The following is a 20,152-nucleotide window of genomic DNA, read 5'->3' on the forward strand; positions in this document are numbered from 1 at the left end:
TATTATCTTTTGGCGTAAATCTATATTTGTCATCAACATCATTTATTGGGTGAATAATATAAATATCTTCACTTATATAACCAGAAATATTTATATAGATATTACCTGATATCACTTTTATTGATATATCTCTGTTCCAATTTTGATTACCAGATTTAGTATATGCACAACTAAATATTACAAATAATAAATATAACAGAAAAATTATTGCTTTTAGTTTTTTTAAATATATCATTAGTTCTCCTTATGATTTATTATATAATACTTAAGAAATATTAAACATCTTCAACACTTCCATTAAATACGCACTATACCGCTCTTTCTCAACAGATGCAAACAAGAAATCCGCTATTTCTTTGAATTCGCTGTCTTTGGGAATTTCTGCTCCTTCTTCAACGGCTGTTTTTATACCTTTTAATCCGTGCGCCAGAGAGCTAACCGCTTTCTCATAACGTTCCGCTCTGGCGTGTTTTTCTTCGGGGGCGTTAAAATCTTTTTCTATTTTGGAAAATGTTAGCTGAATACGGCGGTTTATTTCTTCACGGCGGATTGGCAGGGCTAAAAGTTTTTGGCTGTCCGACGGTTGGAGTCCTTTTATGGCAAGTCCTTCGTGGAAAAGGCTGTAGTTTTGAATTTGTTTGTTTTGCGTGAATTGAGCCTCGAACCAGACGGCGTAGAGGGAAAGCCTTCTGTCTGTTGTAACTTGTTCGCCGTTGACGGAAGCTGACTTAAAAGGAAAGCCGTCTCGCAAAGCTCGCACTACCCATTTTTCAACGGGGTTAAAACGATTCGAGCCTGAATTGGAAAGCTCCTCAAAACGCGCGCCCCGGAAATGTGTTTTTAAGCCGGGGAACGAAAGGTCTAATCCGGCTATCCAAATTTCCAAAGCACCTAAAAAGCGCGCGAAATCCCATGCGGTAGAAGCTACAGAACCGCCCGCGCCTAATTTTGTTTTTTCGTCAACTTTGCGTTCTATAAATTTTCCAAGCGGAAGCATGGAACCGCAAAGAAATTTATTTTTATAAGGCAATTTTAATACAGGCGGATAAACGGCAGACTCCGCAATTAACGCAGTTTGTAAATTATTATCTTTACGAATACATCGATCAAGATGACGGCTGTTCCAAAATTGAGGGTCTACTACAAGAACAAAATCGGGCTGAATGTTGTTTTTTACAAAAAAGCGAAGGTTTGTGTCTACTGCGACAATAATGCATCTTTCATAAATGTCGTGTAACAAAGGTTTAATTTTATCTAAACTTGGTCCTGCGGCGGCAAGAAATACCGGAAGCGGCTTATTTTCAGCGTCCGCCGAAGCAAGATTTGACAATTGGGAAATGCCGGGGAAATCACGGATAGCTTCCATGTTATGCGAAAAATTACGCACCCACCGTTGCCCAAAACGCTTGTGGGTTGCGGTGTTAATATCGTCCCTCATCGTCCATGAACGGCTCCTGTCCTCTACCTGTTTATACCATTGTTCGTCAAAAGCGGTCAGGGCTTTATTGTTAATAATATACGGCGTTGTTTTTTTCGCTTCCGTGTCTCCACCGGAAATTAATTCGTCCGCCATCGAAAGTGCGGTTGTTATCGCCTCTCCGCTTCCGCCGATTACGAATATAATTCTGTTTTTGCCAAGAAACTCGCTAAAGTCTCTAAGCTCAAACGCTTTTATCAATAGGTTTTTATGTTTCTCAACCACAATTACGGAATGACCCATTTCAGCCGCCGCTTGAGCGGCATAACCAAGCCCAAAGCCCAAAATTACAACAGTCTTTTTTTCACCGCCTGCGGACAATCCGCAAGATTGAGCGAGACGCTGTCCTTCACGTAACGGATCACGGGGAGAGTGAATATACATTCCGTTAATTTGCAAAACAGGATCGCCTGTTTTTGCCGTTTCTACAATAATATCTTTTAATTCGTTATCGTCGCTTTTGGAATTAATATCTTCCCAGAGACCCGGATATTGATTAAGCAGGATTTCCCTGTTTTTGTTAATATATGACATAACACTTCTTATTCCAATTCCAAAATAATTTTCATACCCGGCTTAACGGGAGTTCCGGCAGGCGGACTTTGCCTACGCACCCAGCCGTCGCCACGAATTTCCACATGAATATCGTCACGTAACAGAAGCGGCAGAAGCACCCTTTTCGCTATCCCTGTAAAATCAGGCACTTGAGTTTCAACTGGTGGAAGCCGTCCCGCCGGAATATTAACCGAAGGTGGATGCGTAATCTGCGGATTGCGTCCACGAGGAATACCAAGATAATCGATTAACGACTCTGCGGCTTCACGAATTGCGGGAGCTGCGATTCTGCCGCCTGATGTTACTCCTTTTGGTTTAATTACGGCAAGATACAAAACAAGAGTCGGATTTTCCGCCGGAAGAAGAGCCAGACAACTTGCGATAAAATCGGTCTCTGAATATTTTTTTGTAGCAGGATCAATTATTTGAGCTGTTCCTGTTTTTACTCCAAGCGACAAATCCTGCACGCCGGCACGCCAACCTGTTCCAATACTCGAAGCCGTATCAGCCATGTAGGAACGCAATGCTCTTGCGGTTTCCGCATTGATAATGCGGCGTTTTTCCCCTCCCTTCCATTCCGTTTCCTTTTTGCCGTCCGCTGAAACAATTTTAGACACTATCCTTGGCGGAACTAAAACGCCGTCATTTGCAATAGCCGTAGACGCTTGCAGTATCTGATAAGCGGAAACCGCTATTTCCTGCCCAAACGCTATTGTCGGCTTTGAACGGTCAGACCAATTTTCACTGCGGACAAGATAGCCAGCCGTCTCACCCGGACTGCCTGCACCAGTGCGTGAGCCAAAACCAAAATCGCTTAACAACTGATAAAACTTGCTCGCACTGATGTTATCCGAAGCATAAGCGGCTCCGGCGTTACACGAATTAATAATTATTTCCCTTACCGTTACTCTGCCATGCCGCCCTTCGCATTTAATCGAAACTCCCCTGCTTGTAGTATAAAATCCGTTACACATAAAAGCCGAGTTACTCGAAATCGCACCGGAATCCAAAAGAGATGCCATAGAAAAAACTTTTAATGTGGAACCGGGTTCAAACGCCCAAATAGCCGGACGGTTCATTCTGCCGTTTGCGTCCGAAGCCCGTACATTGTTCGGGTCAAAATCGGGTAACGACACAGAACCAAGAATATCCCCTGTGCGAGGGTCCATCGCCATAAACATCACGGCTTCCGCTTTTGTTTCTTCCATAAGTTTTGCGGAAATCTGCTGTAAAATATATTGAATGTAAGTATCTATCGTTAAAACAACATTAGAACCCTTGCCGTTATTTTCAACGCCCGATAAAACATCGTTAAAAGCGTATTCAATTCCTTCGTTCCTATCCCCTACAAAACCGACAATCTGGCTCGCAAGATTTTTTTCGGGGTATATTCTGCCGACAATTGGCTGAATCATCACTCCCCTTATTTTTTTTTCTTCAAGAAGAACGCCCAGATTTCTCGCCATAGCGTCATCAATATGTCTTTTCAAATAAAGAAAGTTCGACTCGGACGAATTTATTTTATTGAGAATTTCGGAAGGAGTCATGTCAAGAATTACGGCAATTTCATTCGCCAGAACATCGACATCTTTAATTGAAGGTCGCCAAATACTCACATCGGCAAAACGAATTTGAATGGCAAGGAAACGTCCGTTTCTGTCTAAAATTGAGCCACGCTCTGGAAGATTTAAGTTCTGGCGAGTAACGGACGAAACGCCTTTTGTCATCAATAATGCGTAATGGGTAAGCAAATACAGGAGGAAAATGGCAAGAAAGGAAAAAACTACGATGTATCGCCGCTTTATATTCATTTAATATCCCAATACCTTCCCAATAATATTATCCGCAAGAACAGGTCCGTAAGAACGTGAATCATAGGATGCCAAACTGTTGTCTCCTTCAGCATAAAACAAACCGTCTTTTTCTTCTATTGTACAGCGTTTTACCGCCAGTTCTCCTGAAGGTGTATAAAAAACTACAACTTCCCCAACTTTCGGTTTTCCCCAACGAAAAAGATACCTGTTTGAAGGCAGTTGAATCCCGTAACTGATACGGCTTACAACCAGAACAGTCCCGTCCCGAATCGCAGGTTCCATTGAATGTCCCTGAGCGATGATAAAATCGAAAAAGAACAGTTTTAGAACAAGGGCGGCTATTATAGCCAAAAAAACAGGTTTTGTTCCTTTCATTATATCATATATAATCCTAAACGCTTTTTTTGTCGATAAACCTAATATGGCATCAATATTAGAAAAGCAGCACGTTGTAAGAAGGCGAAAAACGGCTTCTTTCAGGCACAATAGTAGCAAATCGGCGGGTTTTAATAACGGATTTATGGGTCAATTTTCCCAAAAAACACCAAAAAAAAAGGAACAGCGCGTCAAAATCAAAATAGACAAAGGCGAGGTTAAACATTCAAGCGGATTCAGCTTCCCTCTCCCTTCTTTGGCTACTTTAGCCGTTATTGCGGGGGTAGTTGTAATCGCCCTTGCCGCTTTTAACTTTGAAGGCTTTCATTTTATACCTGATACTTATGCCATACGCCCCGCAGAAGACACAGAAGCAAAGGAAAGGACGATTCAATATGCCGCAACCGGAATTTCCGCTGTTTTTAACAAGCTAAACGCCGCAGTAGAGGGGGTTTCCGATGAGGAAAATCAGGTTGATAATCCGCACGGCTCTCTTGTCTCCTTTGAATGGCAGCCTTACAAGGTAAAAAAAGGTGATTCTGTTTCCTCAATAGCCAAAAAGTTCGATGTTTCCGTTGGCGCTGTTATCGCCTCAAACAATATTACAAACGCCAGAAAATTACAGGAAGGAATGTCTTTAAAAATCCCCAATATCGACGGGATACCCTACCAAGTTCAAAAAGGGGATAATCTTTCAAAGATTTCAGCGTCTTTTAAAGTGCCTTTGGAAGTAATTTTAGATGTAAACGACATAAAAAGCGACAATATCGCAGTTGGGGAGACGCTTTTTATCCCCGGCGCAAGAATGAACGATATAGACCTTAGAATGAGTTTGGGTGAAACCTTTATGTACCCGCTTCATCAGAAAATTGTTACAAGCTCGTTTGGTATGCGTAAAGACCCGATAAATGGCGCGTTAAGCTTCCATTCAGGCATCGACTTTAGGGCGAATACAGGCACGCCTGTTCTTGCCTCCCTTGAGGGGGTTGTCTCCTTTACAGGGGAAAATTGGCTTTACGGAAAACATATCATTTTAAGCCACACTAACGGCTACAAGACCATATATGCCCATTTAAACGCTTTTTCCGTAAAACAGGGGGATAGGGTGGCAACTGGCAAAAAAATAGGCGAATCGGGCAATACAGGGCATAGTACAGGACCCCATCTGCACTTTGGAATATACGATAAAAACAACAAATTGATTAATCCGTTAGAACTTTTAAATAAATTATGATAATGTGAGGCATTCATGCAAAAATTGATTTTGATACTTTTGGCGTTTTTGGCGATTTTTACCTTTATTCGGGCTTTCGATACCGCTCAAGCAGGGGAAATACCCTCAAAAGAAACTGTGGAAATTTTCAGGTAAAATATACTACAATTAGTATATGATACTTGGAGAAAAGTCTGCGGCTATAAACGGGGGGGAACGTCCGTCCGGTCAGCAATTGCCGGAATCCGGTTATTACGCTTTTAGCGAAGTTGTAGACAAAGCCTGCGAAGGGCTTATGGACAAGCATGTTAAATACTCAATCAGACGCATTCGTGAAATGGAAGATCAACTCTGCGAACTGGAACGCGAGTTAAATGATTTTCTTATTTCTCAAACAGGGAAATAAAATGAAAAAACGAGCATACAAAGTTTGCAGAATTTCCTTTTTTTTGCTCCTTTTATTAATACCGATTTTTCAACTCTCGGCGGTAAACTTTAGCGGGCTGACGGTCTCTAACGATGACAGGCTTTTATTCAAAGCTGATTTTCAGGGACAACACGCCGTATTTGTTACCCGACTAAACGATATGCTGATGCAACAGCTTACCATGCACCCCGAAAAATTGTACCTTGTCGATAACGGAAAAACCATTATCGCTCTGAACAGATTGGGAGCGGCAACCATTCCAGTTGCAGGGGGGGCTTCCGACTCCGCTTCCCATATATCCTTCTTTTGCCTCAGGCAATACGCCGTTAAGAGGACGGCTTCAGGATTTAGCCGCTTCCGCAGACGGTCGCTGGATTTTAATTGTAGAGCCGATAAGTCCGGGTTACGGAAATTTATTTTTAGTTGATCTTTCAAGCGGAACAAAAAAAATTGTCTGCGAAAAGATAGAATTGCCCAACGCCGAATTCCCGGCAAAGTGGAGTCCCGATTCGCGTATTTTTGTATATGCAAAAGGCGGCAAACTCTATTACTTCCCCATTTTAAACGATCTGTCCGTACTTGTAGATGAACGCTTTAGAATGATTGGTTCCGGCGGAATTGAATCGGTCTTATGGGATCAACTTGGCGTTTTTTATTACATGACTGGAAACACTTTATACAGGGTAACCAATCCGGAGCTTTTTACGAGGACAATTTACGGAGATTTCCTTTCCATCGGCTCTGTCGCCGCCGTCCTTCCGCTTGGTTTTAATTCAGGGTTTGATCGTTACTGGATTTCCCCCGATTCAGGTTCAATCTTAATAAACAAAGGCGGTAAGGGATTATTTTTCTTTTTGCTTGGAGAAAACCAAACAAGCACCGCTGATTCGGCGATAACTATTCTTCCCCATGTGCTTACCCAAAATGGTGCGGACAATTTTAATGTTCTCTGGCCCCCCGCGTTAGAGCAAGAACAGCGACCTGTCAATTCGGCGCGTCCGGGACGTAAAATTACCTCCGGTAATCTTACTGTAATTTATTCCATACGGGGCGAAACTTTTGTTTTACGTTTTAATGTTAACGGCAAAACAGTTACATCTTTGCCCAACAATAATTCCCCGTTAGCGCCCGCCTGCGCCCTGTCGCCCGACGGAACAAAAGCGGTATTCTGGGGAGAGAACGGACTGGAGCTTTGGGATTACACAAACTGGCAATTAATTCAAAAATTGAGCAATAGCCCCGTTTTTTCCTGCGTGTGGATTAATAACAGACAACTGCTTACCGGAAACTCAAGGTTTATAGAAGATATAAATATTTCAAGTTCTTCCTACCCACGCAGGTTAATTTGTCTTTCATCGGCGGACGAATACGGCTTTGAAGAAGGCACTAATCCGTCTCGAATTGTCGTAAAAACAGGAAATGAATGGTTTGCTATTGACGGTAAAAACACGTGGACTTCTATACCAAACGCGCAATTAAGAGCGCCGATTTTGTATTCGGATCGTTACCGAGTTTTTATCGAACCTCAAATTACAGGGCACTACAGCAATATTCCCATGATACGCAATACCCGCGCGACAGGCACTTTATCTCTTGTATCAAAATATTCGGTAAATAAATCATACACTCTTGGGCGTTCCATGCCTGTCGCTCTTTGCTTTGATCTTTACGACGATGACACAGGATTATCCCAAGTGTTAGCGGCGTTGCGCCGTTTAAACATAAAAGCGACATTCTTTTTAAACGGCGAATTTATACGTCGAAGCCCTAACGCTGCGGCGGCTATCGCCGATGCGGGACATGAAACAGCCTCGCTTTTTTATACCCCGATTGATCTTTCGGATACGCGCTACCGCATTACCAATGAATTTATCACACGCGGACTCGCCCGCAATGAGGACGAATTCCATAAAGCTACAGGGAAAGAGCTTTCTATCCTTTGGCATCCTCCTTTCTATCGCAGTTCCAACGCCGTAAACGCAAACGCCGCCGCCGCAGGATACATCACAGTAAACAGAAGCATCGATCCCGGCGATTCAATTTCCAGAGAAGACGCTTTAAGGCTCAACCTGCGGCAAATCCCGCCCTCGGAAATGATCGAGCATATTATCCAAAAAAGGGAATCGGGTGCGGTTATTCCCATACGACTTGGGCTGCTTCCGGGCGGCAGAGACGAATATCTGTTTCAGCGGATAGAAGCGCTTCTTGACGCATTACTGCGTTCAGGGTACGAAATAGTCCCGGTCTCATCGATCGTAAGATAACATAAAAATGCTTGAGTCGATTCCCTCGTTAATAGAAAAAACCTTCCCTATCCCGGGACGTTTCAAAAGCAAACTGCCGTCCGATATAGCGGAACTTTCCCATCTCCTTACAAACAAACGCGGAAACCGCTCTCTTTCCTATTTGACGCGCCCCAATTTTCTTTCCGCCTACTTACATTATTTCTTGCCGTGGAATCTCTATCGTCTCTGCCTCTTACTGCCCACGCTAAAACTGAACTTGCAAGCAGGCAATTCAATTACAGATTTAGGCTGCGGACCCCTAACCTTTACATCGGCGCTTTGGCTTTCTCGTCCCGAACTTCGTAAACTGCCACTTGAGTTTAACTGCATAGACCGTAGCGCTCCTGTCCTTGAAGCAGGGAAAAAGTTTTTCACCGCTCTGTGCGAAAGCACAGACTGTAAAAATGTTTTATGGAAAATAAATCTGATAAAAGAAGATATAGATATACGGCTTGTAAAAGGCGCTAAAAAAAGAAAACCTGCCGCCCTTGTAGCCTCGGTAAATATGTTTAATGAAATCTATGAAAACCTGTCCCACAATGATACTGAAGGGTTGCGGCAAACGGCAAAAAACGCTGCGAAAACATTATGTAATGAAGCGGCAAAAGATGCCCCTATTTTGACAGTGGAGCCGGGAGTCCCTCAATCGGGAAAATTTATTGCTCTCCTACGGGACGCTCTTTTGGAATTGGGTCGCAATCCCGCTTCGCCGTGTACGCACTCCTCCGTCTGTCCGCTTTCAGGCGGCGCTACAAAAATGATTAAAGGGCGCAACTGGATCGATACAAAAAAACGCTGGTGTCATTTTGCGTTTGAAACAGCGGACGCGCCGAAGGAGCTTCGCAAGCTTTCAGCCGCCGCAAAACTTCCCAAAGATAGGCTGGTTTTCAGCTACTTATTTACAGGTTTACAGACGGCAAAAACAGGAGAAGCAAGAATTATTTCCGACGCTTTTCCCCTGCCATACAACCGCTTTGGACGCTACGCCTGTTGCGAGCGAGGGCTTGTACTGGTTACAGGAGAAAAAGACCGCATTGAAAACGCCGTTTCCGGCAGTCTTGTACAACTTTCCGCAACAGGTCAATATGATAAAAAAAGCGGTGCTATGATAAGCACGTTATAAATTTTGATGTCTTTGTTCTCGCCTTCATAACGCATTTCATCTGTATATTATCAGTTGCGCCCCGCCGGTTACATTTGCATAGAAGCGTTAAAACAAACCTATCTTATAAGTACCGTTTACACTGTTTGAGACCCTGATATAGTACTCATCGCCATTTGTCAGCGGAAAAAAGGACGTATTACTGGTAATGGCATTCAGTTCTGTCTGGTTCCCTACCGTTGAACCGGCGGCGGTATACAGTTGTACATTCGCCTTGATAATTGTTCCGGTATTGAAATATATGTATTGTACGGAAGCCGTTGCGGTAAATTTAAACCATTGTTCTTTATAAACGCCGGAAACAGCGCCGTCATTCCATGTACCCGTGCTCAGAGTGGTTACGCCTGACGTTGGCAGGTATGCTCCCGAAAGCGCTGAAGATGAAGATGACGTGGAAGTACCTATCCTGTACACACCACTGCCGTTGTTATAAGGCGTCACACTCAAATAGTATTCAGTATTAATTGTTACAACCCCGTAAGCATTTAGGGCACCGCTATACAGCCTTGTCTGAGAACCCACGGCAACGCCGGTACTGTCATACAGTTGTACATACACGCTGGTTAAGGTGCCGGGATTAAAGTGTATATATTGATTATTGCCCATTGAGGTAAGTTTGAACCAATGAGTCTCATTTATACCAAACCTGTCCTCCGCCCATATATTGGCGTTAAGCGCGGTTATGGTTGTTTCCGGCGGTATAAATATCTTGTTGAACCCTATTTTATACGCGCCGGTGCCGCTATACGATGTTACTTTGATATAGTATTCGCTCCCGCTTGTTACTGTCCGCGAGGTATACAAGGCGCTGCCGTACAGCATTGTCTGTTCCCCCGCCGGGGTCCCGGTACTGTCGTACAGTTGTACATACACACTCGCCAAATTTCCGGGATTTAAGTGTATAAATTGGGTTGCCGCCGTTGCGGTAAATTTAAACCATTGCGCGCCGCCTGTGGCAGTAATAGAGCCGATAGACCAGATGTCAGCGCCAAGCGCGGTTATGGTTGTGTTTGGCGGCAGGAACAATCTGTTAAACGCAATTTTGTATGTGCCGGCAAGGCCGTCGGCAGGGATTAGCCTGACATAATACTCGTTCCCGGTTGTTAACGTTCGGGAAACATAGAGCACGCCGCCGGAGAAATTTATCTGACTCCCCGCGGCGGATTCGGACGTATCAAACAGTTGTACCTCGGCGCCGCTCAAAGTACCGGACTCAAAGTGTAAATAATGCGTAGCCGTCGTTGCGGTAAATCTAAACCATTGTTCCCCGTTTGATGCGGCAATATCGCCGGTAAACCACGCATCCTCGCTCATTTGGGTTATCGTTGTATTTGGCGGTATAAAAGAGGCGTTGAACGATACCCTGTATGCGCCCCCGACGGTAGATACCTGAATATAGTAGTCATCGTCAATTGTCAGCGGGGTGGTGATATAACGGGTACTGCCGGACAAAGCTACCCAACTCCTCCTGTTTCCGGCGCTGTCATACAGGTCTATAGACGCGTTAGACGAAGTACCGCGATCAAAGTGTATATATTGCAAAGCCGCCGTTGCTGTAAATTTAAACCATTGGCCATAATCGCCGTTAGTCCATGTATTGGCGTTAAGCCGGACAGCGGTTGCTTCTGGCGGGACAACAGCCGCGTTGAATCCTATCTTGTATGCCCCGCTGCCGCCATATCGTCGTACCTGTATATAGTATTCAGTACCGCTTGTCAGTGTCCGGGTAATGTAACCCTTATAGGACAAAGATGTCTTGCCCCCAACAGCCCTAAGGGCAGTATCATACAGTTGTATATCTATACTTATATTGCCCATATCAAAGTGTATAAATTGGGTTGAAGCCGTTGCGGTAAATTTGAACCATTGTTCGTTTCCTGATCCTGTAACGTTAGCCCATGTATTGTCGCCAAGCCGGGTTATAATCGTATTAGACGATATAGGCGATGTATTGAACATTATTTTATACGCGCCGGCGCTGCCGGAACTTATCCTGATATAGTACTCGGTTCCGGCTGTCAGCGTTTGTGCGGTATAAAGATTGTCGCCGGACAGGCTGTCGCGCCCTCCAGCCGCGCCTGACGTATCATATAGTTGTACACTCACGCCGCTCAAAGTGCCGGGAGTAAAGTGTATATATTGCGTAGCCGATGTCGCGGTAAATTTAAACCATTGGAAATCGCTTAAGCCGGCAATAGCGCCGTCTGCCCATGTATCGGCGCTTAGTTGGGGTACGTTTGTTGGCAGGGTTACTGTTGAAGGCTGGCTTGTTGACGCGTTAAACCCTATCTTATACGTGCCGCTTCCAGCGCCGCTACTCGGCTCTAGTTTGACATAATACTCACTCCCGCTTGTTAGATACAAGTTGGTATAGTAGCCGGAGCCGGAAAAAATTTTTCCGTAATACTCAACTGCTATGCCGTCAGTAGTATACAGAATTACACGCACGTTGTTCAAACTATTAAGCTGCAAAGTACCGGGAGAAAAATGTATATATTGATTAGCGTCTTTCGCCGTAAATTTGAACCATTGCACCGCGCCGGCAGCGGGAATATCGCCTGCCGCCCACATATCGTAGATAAGCGTGCTTACCGTTGTAACAGGCGGCGGTATAAACAACTCGTTGAACCCTATCTTATAAGAGCCGTAGCTATTATTCGTTATTCTAATAAAGTAATCAGTACCGGCTGTTACTGTCCGGGAAGTGTAAAGAGTACTGCCGGATAAACTTGTCTTGCCTCCTACAATAACGCCGTTACTGTCATACAATTCAACATCTACACCGGTTAAAGTGCCGGGATTAAAGTGTATATATTGGGTCGAAGCCGTCGCGGTAAAGGTATACCATTTTTCGCTTGAAGTTAAAACGTCAGTCCATATATTGGCGTTAAGCGCGGCGGCGTTTGTATTGGACGATAAAGGCGATTCGTTAAACAATAATCTATATGTGCCTCTGGAACTGCCGGAACTGCGAATTTTTATATAATAATCAGTACCGGCTGTTACTGTCCAGGAAGTATAAGGAGTACTGCCGGTGCCGGATACAGCCGCGCCTGAAGTATCATACAGGTATATAGACACGCTGCTCAATGTGCCGGGGCTAAAGTGTATATATTGGGTCGAAGCCGTCGCGGTAAAGACAAACCATTGTTCAACATAAGAATACTGATTAACGGGCAAATTGACGTTGGAACTGTCAGCCCATGTATTATAGCCAAGCCGGGCTGCCGTTTTTCCAATAGGTACAACAGAATCATTGTATCCTATCATATAGGTTCCGCTGCTGTATGAATGAGTTAAGCTGAAAAAATACTCATTGCCGCTCACAAGCGTCCGTGATATAAAATTGTTGCCGTCCGAGTTGGAATTTATAGATGCCTGTCCCCCGACCGCAGTACCGGTATTATCGTACACTTGAACAGTAACACCGCTCAAAGTGCCGGGACTAAAGTGAATAAATTGGATCGAAGCCGTTGCGGTAAAGGTATACCATTGTTTATCGTTGGAGCCGGCAATAGAGCCGTTTGTCCATGTGTCGGCGCTAAGACGGATCGCGGTTGGCAGTATTATTTTTGAAGGCTGATTCCCCGATGCGGTAAAACCAATCTTATAAGTGCCGCCTTCGTTATATGCGCTATTTTGCACCGCTCTGATATAGTACTCATTGCCGCTCACAAGCGTCCGTAATGCAGAGAGAGAGCCTGTAAAAGCTGTCTGTACTCCAACCGCCGTACCGGTATTATCATACAGTTGAACAGTAATAAAGGTTAAAGTGCCGCTGCTAAAATGTATAAATTGAGTTGTATCCGTTGCGGTAAATTTAAACCATTGCACGCCGTAACGGGTGGGAATATTGCCGTCCGCCCACGTATCAACATAAAGACTGGTTACGCCTAACGCCGGGAAGGCCATTTTTACAGGCTGTTCTTCGGACGCGTTAAAGCCCAGCCTGTATGAGCCGCTGCCGGTAACAGGCTTTACTTTAATATAGTAATCTGCCCCGTTTGTCAGCGCGTGGGAAAAATGATTGCTGTTTGCTGTATTGATCTGTTCTTCTATAACATTGCCGTTGGAATCAAGCAATTGGATAGATACATTCCATAAATTGCCGGCAACAAAATGTATATACTGGGTAGTATCCGTTGCGGTAAAAATAAACCATTGTTCCCCGGTTTCGCCGGCAATAAAGCCGTCAGACAGCGTGTCTTTGGCAAGCAGGATAACGTGTTCACTTGAATTGTAAATTGTCATGGTTCCCGCATCAAGGCTGGTTGCTTCGTTCCAGTTGGCTTTGGCGGCTATGTCAAAAGTTACTTCATAAATGCCCACAACCACAGGCTCGTCTGCTGCCCCGTTATAATAGACGGTAATATCTCCGTCGGATTTACCGGCTTTGGGCGTGATAGTCGCAGATTTAGCGGAACCGTCAAAGGCGTATTCCAAACCGCCAACAAAAAAATCATCCGCTACGGGTGTTTTTTTTAAGGCAGGCTTCGGGGTTTCGGCAGGTTCGGAACCGGAATCATCCGGGTTCGGACAGCCCGCAAAAACCATGATAAAGGCGGCGCACATAATTACGGCTATATACGAAAAAAGACTGTTTTTACGCTCAGGACGGGCTCTATTATTACGGATCATAATTCCCTCCTAACTTATGAATAACATATTAATTTTATCACAGAAATAAAAATTTGTAAATATGCCAAAAGGTGCATAGCAGGGCGGACGCACTATCCTTCACTATGTTAGGAACTTGTTTTGAATTTTTACAAGGTTTATAGCGGGTTCCGTAGTGCCTTGATTTTTGATCTTTTTCATGTTATGTTTACCTTATGAGTATTACACAAACTGTAGAAATTCCTGCCAACCACAAGCTGACTATTGACGTTCCACGAGAAATTCCAACTGGACCGGTTATTCTTACTTTTACTCCCAAAGTTGCGGTGAAAAGCGAAGAAAAATGTGGATTCGGCTGTCTTAAAGGGCAGATAAAGATGTCCGATGATTTTGATGAACCGCTGGAAGATTTTAAGGATTATATGTAAATGGATTATCTTTTGGATACCCATGCGATTCTTTGGTTTTTTAACGGAGACGATAAGTTGCCGGATAAAGCCAAGAGCATAATTGAAGTCCCGCAACATATTAAATATGTCAGCATGGCTTCCGTTTGGGAAGTTGGAATAAAAGTCAGTATTGGAAAATTGGAGTTCCCCGAAAATACCAAAGGCTTTATTTATCAAATTAAAAAGCATGGCTTTGTATTGCTTCCCATTAGTGAAAATTACATTATTGAAAGTGAAACGCTACCCCTGATTCACCGCGACCCTTTTGATCGTCTGCTTGTCGCAACTGCAATGTCTGAACAGATGACGCTAATTAGCGCCGACAAGAATATCGCTCAATATAATGTTCCCCTGGTTTGGTAATTTCATTTTCTCATTGTTTCTTTGCTCTCTTTATTAATTGTTAATTGTTCACTCCTCACGTGACCACCCACAAATAAGTGGTAACAGATAAGTGCGTGGACCCAATATGCCCATAGGAGTTGTCAAGCCAATTTTTACACTTGACAATGCCGCTTATTGCGATTATATTTTAAGTACTTGGGTATATTTGGGCGGCGAATAGCCGTTACAGACCCGGGGAGCCGCCGGGTCATGAGACCCGGTTTTTTCATTTTAGCCCTTCTACTGTCCAATAAACCATCTTTCCAGTGTGCTTGAAGTATACCCAAATCAGACCAGATTTGTAGCCTTTGCCCCTGATTGAGCCTGAAAGTTTGCCGGCTACAGTTCTGTGGGGAAAAGGAGGGTCTATCTGCAAGAATACGTTTTCCGCTTTTTCTCTGGCTTCCTTATATTTTTCTTTTATCTTTCTTTCGTTACCGGAAATGGTTTTGAATTCCATGATTAGCCCGTCCACTATGGCGTCCGGGTGTTTGGTTTTGCGGGGACCGAACTCTGGCAATAAATAAACTGTATGTCCCATGTTGGCTAAAATGCGGGCTTGCGCTAACTCCTGTTCAATAATTTCTGATTGCCTGTCGCTTCGGGGGGCACGGGAAGATGCCATGAAAATATGTTGATCTATGCCTATCCATTGTTCATTGGGAAATAAACGAAAAGCGAGTTCCTTGGCGTTTTGGGCATTCCTTAAAATTTGAACAGTCTCCATAAACTGATCATCTTTTATGTTTTTGATAAGGTCAAGTATTTGGTTTGATTTTTTCATCTTTTTCTTTCCATGGGTTTAATCTCCTTAAAATAAAAATCACGCTATAGATAGTGTTGCCAATTTTTTGACGACACTATGAAATTTGGGTGTCAATTACCTTTGCATATCAGGGGCGGCGTATTTTTATCGGTCTGTTAGGCGATGTTTTTTATCCACTTTAACATATCTTTTTTATTTATTTTACTATAATATATATAATTTTCATCTTCGAAAAACAATCCAGGAAAATAAATATTTTCAAACATCTCATCAGAAATATTATTGGTATTTTTATTTATGATAATAGTATATTTAAAATCTTCTTTTCTTATAAATAATTGAAATTTATTTATATTAACGTAAAATGAATTAATCACGACAATTAAATTTAATTTATTAATTATATCTTTGAATTCATCATTTGTAATTTCAATCATTTTGTATATTCCATTATCGTTTGACTGATAGTTTTTATATAAATAATCTGTAAAAATATTTTCATCTTTATATTTTGATATTTTTATTGTATATTTACCTAAATATTTTTCATATTGATACTCTTCATTATCAACAATAAATATTTTATCATATATAATAATGCAATGTTTATGACGAAATAACTTTTTATAATCAATTGCTTTATCGTACTCATTAATTGCACGATCTCCTTTGGTAAAAAACAGAACTAATGTTACGAGCGTATTTATTAAAGGTATTGATAATAACAAAATATGCCATCCTGATGCATTTAAGTCATAAAATCTTTGAATTGTATATTTTGTATCTAAAATAAAAAAAATAAATATGTATATAAAGAATAATATTGAAAAATATGGTTTTAGTGTCATTAGTATAATAATGATGATTAAAAGACTATAGATTATTATTTTTTTTATTAAAAATTCAAATCGAAAACATCTCCCAATGTCTACTTTACGAATAATAGTTCCATACGCAATCAATGAAATTATTATGCCAATAACAGCATCTTTCATAATCTTATTTTTGCAAAAGCATTACACTTTGTCAAGTGTTTTGGATAAAAAACGCTGCCAACGTTCCGGCGGTAAAAGATGTTTGGACGTACACCATTTTTATTTTTCTATAATTTTTGTTCTGGTTATTTTGTCTCCAATCCTTTCCTTTGTTACCAAAAAATATATTATTTCTATTGGTCCTAATAACCAAGTTATATTTCGGAAAAACCTTTTTACAAAATTTGCTTCATTTCCATTGTCCTTATTTACAATTTTTAATTTCATAATTATTTTTCCAACACTTCTTTTTCCGATGATGTCCCTAATAATCATGTAACACATTGAACAATATGTAATAGTCAATTGTCTTACCATTATATTAAAAACATCAGATGTGATTATACCATCCATTATTGGTTTTATAAGAAATAAAGCCATTAATATAGCTTGTATAATACAAGTAATTACAAAGTCAATTATCCATGCAATTATTCTTTTTTGGTTCATTTTCCCCTTCCTTGTATACAATTATAATATATATATCATAATTGTCAAACAATTTTAGCGGTACAACCCAATGACATCATACGCAGTTATGTATAATAACATCGGTAACACTTTTCAGGAATTATTTGTTAGCTGCATTATAGTGAAACTTGGCTCTATAAGTCCAGTGTCATTATTTATCGTTCCCAAAAGATAATTTCCAAACCATATTTCCGCGGGCTTGCCGACGTATTCTTTTACCCCAGCGTAATATCCGGCAAACGGATTCCCGACAAACACGCGCTTTTGATTTAAATTCAAAAACCCCCTGTCGTTGACTATCCTGATCTTATAACCCCTCCCGTATCTGAGTTCGACATTCTCGCCGGAAAATTTTATTTCTGAATAATTTGTCAACTATTTCATAATTTTAGTAAAGAGCAGTAAATCATAAATCAATTATTATTTATAAAATAATTATCTTTTTTCATATTATTATTATTTAATATACTATTAAATCCCAATATTTTATATTTTCATCCAAAATACTATAATCATTTATTTCATCAAATTTTATTTTACCAATTTTACTCTCGTGTCCATTGTCAAATGTAAAATGCAACAAGATACTTTTTGATTCCAAATCATGCGGATTCCAAAAACCTCCATCATCATCAGGCAACTGTTCAACTCCATGCAAAATTAAATCATAATTATTTATTATACTTTCAATGTTTTTAATTTCTCCAAGACCAAGCAATGTATTATAAAATATTGTATCTCTGCCTAATATTAAATTTAATCTATAAACTTGATTGCTAATGTATACATCAGGATTATACGAGTAATTACTTACACGGTAATTCCCAATACGAGCTATTGCAACATATGATGTAATTTCCTTTGAAATGTCTTCTTCTCTGAAATGACGTAGAATTAATAATTTATTTTCATCAATAACAATAACAGCACCAGCCCAATCGTGATCAACGTCGTCATAAAATACTTTTATTACCCGTACATTCTGCATCTTTTCAAAACTTTCTCGTATCTTATTTAGATCTATTGTTTTAACCCAATCTCCTTTAAGAAATTTGAAAACTGAACAAGAAAGTGTGATTAATAAAAACATTATTACTGTTATTAGCCTTATTATCTTCATATATCTTATATTATAATCAATAATTTATTTTTGTCAATTATATTATATATTTTTTGCAAACTGTCGCATAACTACTTGTATAAGCAAAAAAGAACTTTTTTGCTTTATATTAAAAAGCCATTTCTAAAAGCGAAAGGCATTTTTCAGTGTCCACGCAATGGTGTCTGTTACCGAAATTCCGTAGTGTACCCTGTCTAGTATGTTACACCATATATGGAGTGTTGTAAAAAGTATACCCAAACATACTTGTCCAAGCAAAAATTACCCCAATGCCTCACAGTAAAATCACTCGCTAATTAATGAATAAATTATGCGAGCGTGTGCGGGAAGTCCCACATTACGCCGAATATTTTGCTTGTGCAGGCAGGCGGGTTGGGTGGCGGAAAAACATTTTCAGGAATTCCTCGCCGGAACAGACCATAAGAAAAAAGTTAAATTTGGGGAGCGGAAAAAGTAGACCGACAAGAGGATCATGATTATCGCTCACATCTTCAAACCTTCGCATTTCTTTGAATGAAAGAAAAAGGTCGGTCTAGGGCTGTGCAGGCGAGCTCTCCTGAGTTTTTCCGCTACACAGACCGCCTGCCTGCACAAGCAATTTAGCGATCTAATGGAGAACCTTACGCACACGCTCACGGAATAAAATTATTAGATAGCAAATATTTTATAGAGTAGTAAACTGGTGTTTATAGCCTGTGTTTATTCATTTTAATGGTGTATAATAGCTTTCGGAGGAGCAATGAAAGCACAATCACTGTTTTCCAGTATGCACACACATACGAAATTTTGCGATGGAAAAGACGACATAGAAACCATGTGCCAAGCCGCTTATGAAAACTCCCTTTATGCAATCGGGTTCAGTTCCCACGCCCCAACCGATAAACAGCTTGGAAGCGTAAATGGCTGGAACATGAAAAGCTCCCTTATTGATGAATATGTCGCGCAAGTCCTTGAGGCAAAAAAACGCTGGCGGGGCAAATTAAATGTTTTTTTGGGACTAGAAGTGGATTATATAAAAGGGAAACGCTCCCCCCTAGACAGCGATATAGTCAAGTTAAACCTTGATTATATAATCGGAAGCGTGCATTATCTTTTCCCTGAAAACGGAGCGCAGGGGTTTACAGTTGACGGCTCACAGGAAGAATTCGATACAGGGTTAAGAGACGGTTTCGGCGGCGATGCACAAAAACTAATGAATTCTTACTATAACGCAGAAGCCGAAATGATTAGCGCGGGCGGCTTTGATATAATCGGACACGCCGATTTGCTTAAAAAAAATACGCTTGGAAAGAACTTATGGTCGCTGGAAGCGGAAGCTGAAAGACAGAAGGAAATTGTACAAATAGCGAAAAAAATGGGATTGGTTTTTGAAGTTAATACGGGTGGTATTAATCGGAATAAAATACCAGAAACTTATCCTTCGCTATCTTTTCTTAAAATTATCAAAAAGTTTAACGTACCTGTGATAATTACGGCGGACGCCCATCGCGTAAGGGACGTTAACGGAAATTATACTATTGCGTTAAACACACTTAAAGAAGCAGGTATAAAAAAACATTTTATTTTTAAAGAAAAAACAAATAAAAAGAAAAATGTATGGTTAAAAGAAATAGTCATAAATTATTAAAAAAAATGCTCGACGATGACTTACAATTATACTATATTTAGTTATAAGGAGTTTATCATGACTAAAACAAAACTATCACCTGGATCACTGCTCTTAGACTACATTAGAAACTACAATTTAAATTGCAATAGGGTTTCTAAAGATATTAAATGCAGTCAAACTGCATTAAGGCTCATAAGCCTTGATAAGAGCAGAATAACGACATCCATTGCTTTCCGTCTTGCAAAATATTTCGGCACAAAACCGGAATTGTGGCTGTTAACGCAAATGGACTTTGACCTAAAAAAAGCTGTTAATAACAAAACATTAAATAACGCGCTTAGAGGTATATCTAAAGCAAAGCCAAAATGACTATTCGAGATGGGGTAATCCCCAT

General features: G+C 41.1%; 20 protein-coding genes. 9 read left to right on the forward strand and 11 right to left on the reverse strand.

Annotation, left to right across the window (positions count from 1 at the left end):
• The 4 genes from ACYVTD_RS03110 to lepB form a co-directional block, all read right to left on the reverse strand.
• On the reverse strand, positions 1-235 hold a 235-nt coding region (locus ACYVTD_RS03110; protein ID WP_461246320.1), incomplete at its 3' end, for a hypothetical protein.
• 30 nt (positions 236-265) lie between these two features.
• Positions 266-2,011 carry a motility associated factor glycosyltransferase family protein gene (locus ACYVTD_RS03115; RefSeq protein WP_461246321.1) on the reverse strand — a complete coding sequence of 582 codons (1,746 nt, stop codon included), beginning with the start codon at positions 2,009-2,011 and terminating at the stop codon, positions 266-268.
• Between the two features lie 8 nt (positions 2,012-2,019).
• On the reverse strand, positions 2,020-3,843 hold the full coding sequence (locus ACYVTD_RS03120) for a penicillin-binding protein (protein WP_461246322.1): 1,824 nt from the start codon (positions 3,841-3,843) through the stop codon (positions 2,020-2,022).
• Complete coding sequence (lepB, locus tag ACYVTD_RS03125; protein ID WP_461246323.1) at positions 3,844-4,221, reverse strand: signal peptidase I; 378 nt, start codon at positions 4,219-4,221, stop codon at positions 3,844-3,846.
• A 46-nt stretch (positions 4,222-4,267) separates the two neighbouring features.
• Here lepB and ACYVTD_RS03130 point away from each other — a divergent pair, with 46 nt between their 5' ends.
• The 5 genes from ACYVTD_RS03130 to ACYVTD_RS03150 all read left to right on the forward strand — a co-directional run bounded on the left by ACYVTD_RS03130 (position 4,268) and on the right by ACYVTD_RS03150 (position 9,269).
• On the forward strand, positions 4,268-5,455 hold the full coding sequence (locus ACYVTD_RS03130; protein ID WP_461246324.1) for a peptidoglycan DD-metalloendopeptidase family protein: 1,188 nt from the start codon (positions 4,268-4,270) through the stop codon (positions 5,453-5,455).
• Between the two features lie 154 nt (positions 5,456-5,609).
• Positions 5,610-5,840, forward strand: coding sequence for a hypothetical protein (locus tag ACYVTD_RS03135; RefSeq protein WP_461246325.1), 231 nt, complete (start codon positions 5,610-5,612; stop codon positions 5,838-5,840).
• A gap of 1 nt (position 5,841) precedes the next feature.
• Positions 5,842-6,288, forward strand: coding sequence for a hypothetical protein (locus tag ACYVTD_RS03140; protein WP_461246326.1), 447 nt, complete (start codon positions 5,842-5,844; stop codon positions 6,286-6,288).
• Between the two features lie 1,213 nt (positions 6,289-7,501).
• On the forward strand, positions 7,502-8,125 hold the full coding sequence (locus ACYVTD_RS03145) for a polysaccharide deacetylase family protein (RefSeq protein WP_461246346.1): 624 nt from the start codon (positions 7,502-7,504) through the stop codon (positions 8,123-8,125).
• Between the two features lie 7 nt (positions 8,126-8,132).
• A complete protein-coding gene (locus ACYVTD_RS03150; protein WP_461246327.1) occupies positions 8,133-9,269 on the forward strand; it encodes a small ribosomal subunit Rsm22 family protein in 1,137 nt (378 codons plus the stop codon).
• Positions 9,270-9,356: 87 nt separating this feature from the next.
• Here ACYVTD_RS03150 and ACYVTD_RS03155 read toward each other — a convergent pair whose 3' ends face one another.
• Positions 9,357-13,946 carry an RHS repeat domain-containing protein gene (locus ACYVTD_RS03155; protein WP_461246328.1) on the reverse strand — a complete coding sequence of 1,530 codons (4,590 nt, stop codon included), beginning with the start codon at positions 13,944-13,946 and terminating at the stop codon, positions 9,357-9,359.
• A gap of 194 nt (positions 13,947-14,140) precedes the next feature.
• On the opposite strand from ACYVTD_RS03155, the gene ACYVTD_RS03160 reads away from it, so the two are divergent.
• Positions 14,141-14,353, forward strand: coding sequence for a DUF2281 domain-containing protein (locus tag ACYVTD_RS03160; RefSeq protein ID WP_461246329.1), 213 nt, complete (start codon positions 14,141-14,143; stop codon positions 14,351-14,353).
• Positions 14,354-14,737: a type II toxin-antitoxin system VapC family toxin gene (locus tag ACYVTD_RS03165; RefSeq protein ID WP_461246330.1), complete on the forward strand. Its 384-nt coding sequence runs from the start codon at positions 14,354-14,356 to the stop codon at positions 14,735-14,737.
• Between the two features lie 247 nt (positions 14,738-14,984).
• Here ACYVTD_RS03165 and ACYVTD_RS03170 read toward each other — a convergent pair whose 3' ends face one another.
• The 6 genes from ACYVTD_RS03170 to ACYVTD_RS03195 form a co-directional block, all read right to left on the reverse strand.
• Entirely contained in the window at positions 14,985-15,542 is a 558-nt protein-coding gene (locus tag ACYVTD_RS03170) for a CdiA C-terminal domain-containing protein (RefSeq protein ID WP_461246331.1), read from the reverse strand.
• Between the two features lie 137 nt (positions 15,543-15,679).
• Entirely contained in the window at positions 15,680-16,519 is an 840-nt protein-coding gene (locus ACYVTD_RS03175; RefSeq protein WP_461246332.1) for a DUF805 domain-containing protein, read from the reverse strand.
• A 99-nt stretch (positions 16,520-16,618) separates the two neighbouring features.
• Complete coding sequence (locus ACYVTD_RS03180) at positions 16,619-17,008, reverse strand: RDD family protein (RefSeq protein ID WP_461246333.1); 390 nt, start codon at positions 17,006-17,008, stop codon at positions 16,619-16,621.
• Between the two features lie 114 nt (positions 17,009-17,122).
• A complete protein-coding gene (locus tag ACYVTD_RS03185) occupies positions 17,123-17,308 on the reverse strand; it encodes a hypothetical protein (RefSeq protein ID WP_461246334.1) in 186 nt (61 codons plus the stop codon).
• A 181-nt stretch (positions 17,309-17,489) separates the two neighbouring features.
• The gene (locus tag ACYVTD_RS03190) at positions 17,490-18,149 is read right to left on the reverse strand and encodes a hypothetical protein (protein ID WP_461246335.1); all 660 of its coding nucleotides are present in this window, start codon (positions 18,147-18,149) and stop codon (positions 17,490-17,492) included.
• Between the two features lie 337 nt (positions 18,150-18,486).
• A complete protein-coding gene (locus ACYVTD_RS03195; RefSeq protein WP_461246336.1) occupies positions 18,487-18,654 on the reverse strand; it encodes a hypothetical protein in 168 nt (55 codons plus the stop codon).
• 234 nt (positions 18,655-18,888) lie between these two features.
• On the opposite strand from ACYVTD_RS03195, the gene ACYVTD_RS03200 reads away from it, so the two are divergent.
• Positions 18,889-19,776: a histidinol-phosphatase gene (locus tag ACYVTD_RS03200; RefSeq protein WP_461246337.1), complete on the forward strand. Its 888-nt coding sequence runs from the start codon at positions 18,889-18,891 to the stop codon at positions 19,774-19,776.
• 57 nt (positions 19,777-19,833) lie between these two features.
• Positions 19,834-20,127 (forward strand): HigA family addiction module antitoxin, encoded by a 294-nt coding sequence (locus ACYVTD_RS03205; protein WP_461246338.1) that lies wholly within the window; start codon positions 19,834-19,836, stop codon positions 20,125-20,127.
• Positions 20,128-20,152 lie beyond the last annotated feature (25 nt).

Source organism: Treponema sp. R6D11, assembly GCF_054786075.1.

What these genes read in the sequence shown, in the direction of transcription:
- ACYVTD_RS03115 (WP_461246321.1), bottom strand. Translation starts at nt 2,011, where the DNA reads ATGTCATATATTAACAAAAACAGGGAAATCCTGCTTAATCAATATCCG.
- ACYVTD_RS03120 (WP_461246322.1), bottom strand. Translation starts at nt 3,843, where the DNA reads ATGAATATAAAGCGGCGATACATCGTAGTTTTTTCCTTTCTTGCCATT.
- lepB (WP_461246323.1), bottom strand. Translation starts at nt 4,221, where the DNA reads ATGAAAGGAACAAAACCTGTTTTTTTGGCTATAATAGCCGCCCTTGTT.
- ACYVTD_RS03130 (WP_461246324.1), top strand. Translation starts at nt 4,268, where the DNA reads ATGGCATCAATATTAGAAAAGCAGCACGTTGTAAGAAGGCGAAAAACG.
- ACYVTD_RS03135 (WP_461246325.1), top strand. Translation starts at nt 5,610, where the DNA reads ATGATACTTGGAGAAAAGTCTGCGGCTATAAACGGGGGGGAACGTCCG.
- ACYVTD_RS03140 (WP_461246326.1), top strand. Translation starts at nt 5,842, where the DNA reads ATGAAAAAACGAGCATACAAAGTTTGCAGAATTTCCTTTTTTTTGCTC.
- ACYVTD_RS03145 (WP_461246346.1), top strand. Translation starts at nt 7,502, where the DNA reads ATGCCTGTCGCTCTTTGCTTTGATCTTTACGACGATGACACAGGATTA.
- ACYVTD_RS03150 (WP_461246327.1), top strand. Translation starts at nt 8,133, where the DNA reads ATGCTTGAGTCGATTCCCTCGTTAATAGAAAAAACCTTCCCTATCCCG.
- ACYVTD_RS03155 (WP_461246328.1), bottom strand. Translation starts at nt 13,946, where the DNA reads ATGATCCGTAATAATAGAGCCCGTCCTGAGCGTAAAAACAGTCTTTTT.
- ACYVTD_RS03160 (WP_461246329.1), top strand. Translation starts at nt 14,141, where the DNA reads ATGAGTATTACACAAACTGTAGAAATTCCTGCCAACCACAAGCTGACT.
- ACYVTD_RS03165 (WP_461246330.1), top strand. Translation starts at nt 14,354, where the DNA reads ATGGATTATCTTTTGGATACCCATGCGATTCTTTGGTTTTTTAACGGA.
- ACYVTD_RS03170 (WP_461246331.1), bottom strand. Translation starts at nt 15,542, where the DNA reads ATGAAAAAATCAAACCAAATACTTGACCTTATCAAAAACATAAAAGAT.
- ACYVTD_RS03175 (WP_461246332.1), bottom strand. Translation starts at nt 16,519, where the DNA reads ATGAAAGATGCTGTTATTGGCATAATAATTTCATTGATTGCGTATGGA.
- ACYVTD_RS03180 (WP_461246333.1), bottom strand. Translation starts at nt 17,008, where the DNA reads ATGAACCAAAAAAGAATAATTGCATGGATAATTGACTTTGTAATTACT.
- ACYVTD_RS03190 (WP_461246335.1), bottom strand. Translation starts at nt 18,149, where the DNA reads ATGAAGATAATAAGGCTAATAACAGTAATAATGTTTTTATTAATCACA.
- ACYVTD_RS03195 (WP_461246336.1), bottom strand. Translation starts at nt 18,654, where the DNA reads ATGCGAAGGTTTGAAGATGTGAGCGATAATCATGATCCTCTTGTCGGT.
- ACYVTD_RS03200 (WP_461246337.1), top strand. Translation starts at nt 18,889, where the DNA reads ATGAAAGCACAATCACTGTTTTCCAGTATGCACACACATACGAAATTT.
- ACYVTD_RS03205 (WP_461246338.1), top strand. Translation starts at nt 19,834, where the DNA reads ATGACTAAAACAAAACTATCACCTGGATCACTGCTCTTAGACTACATT.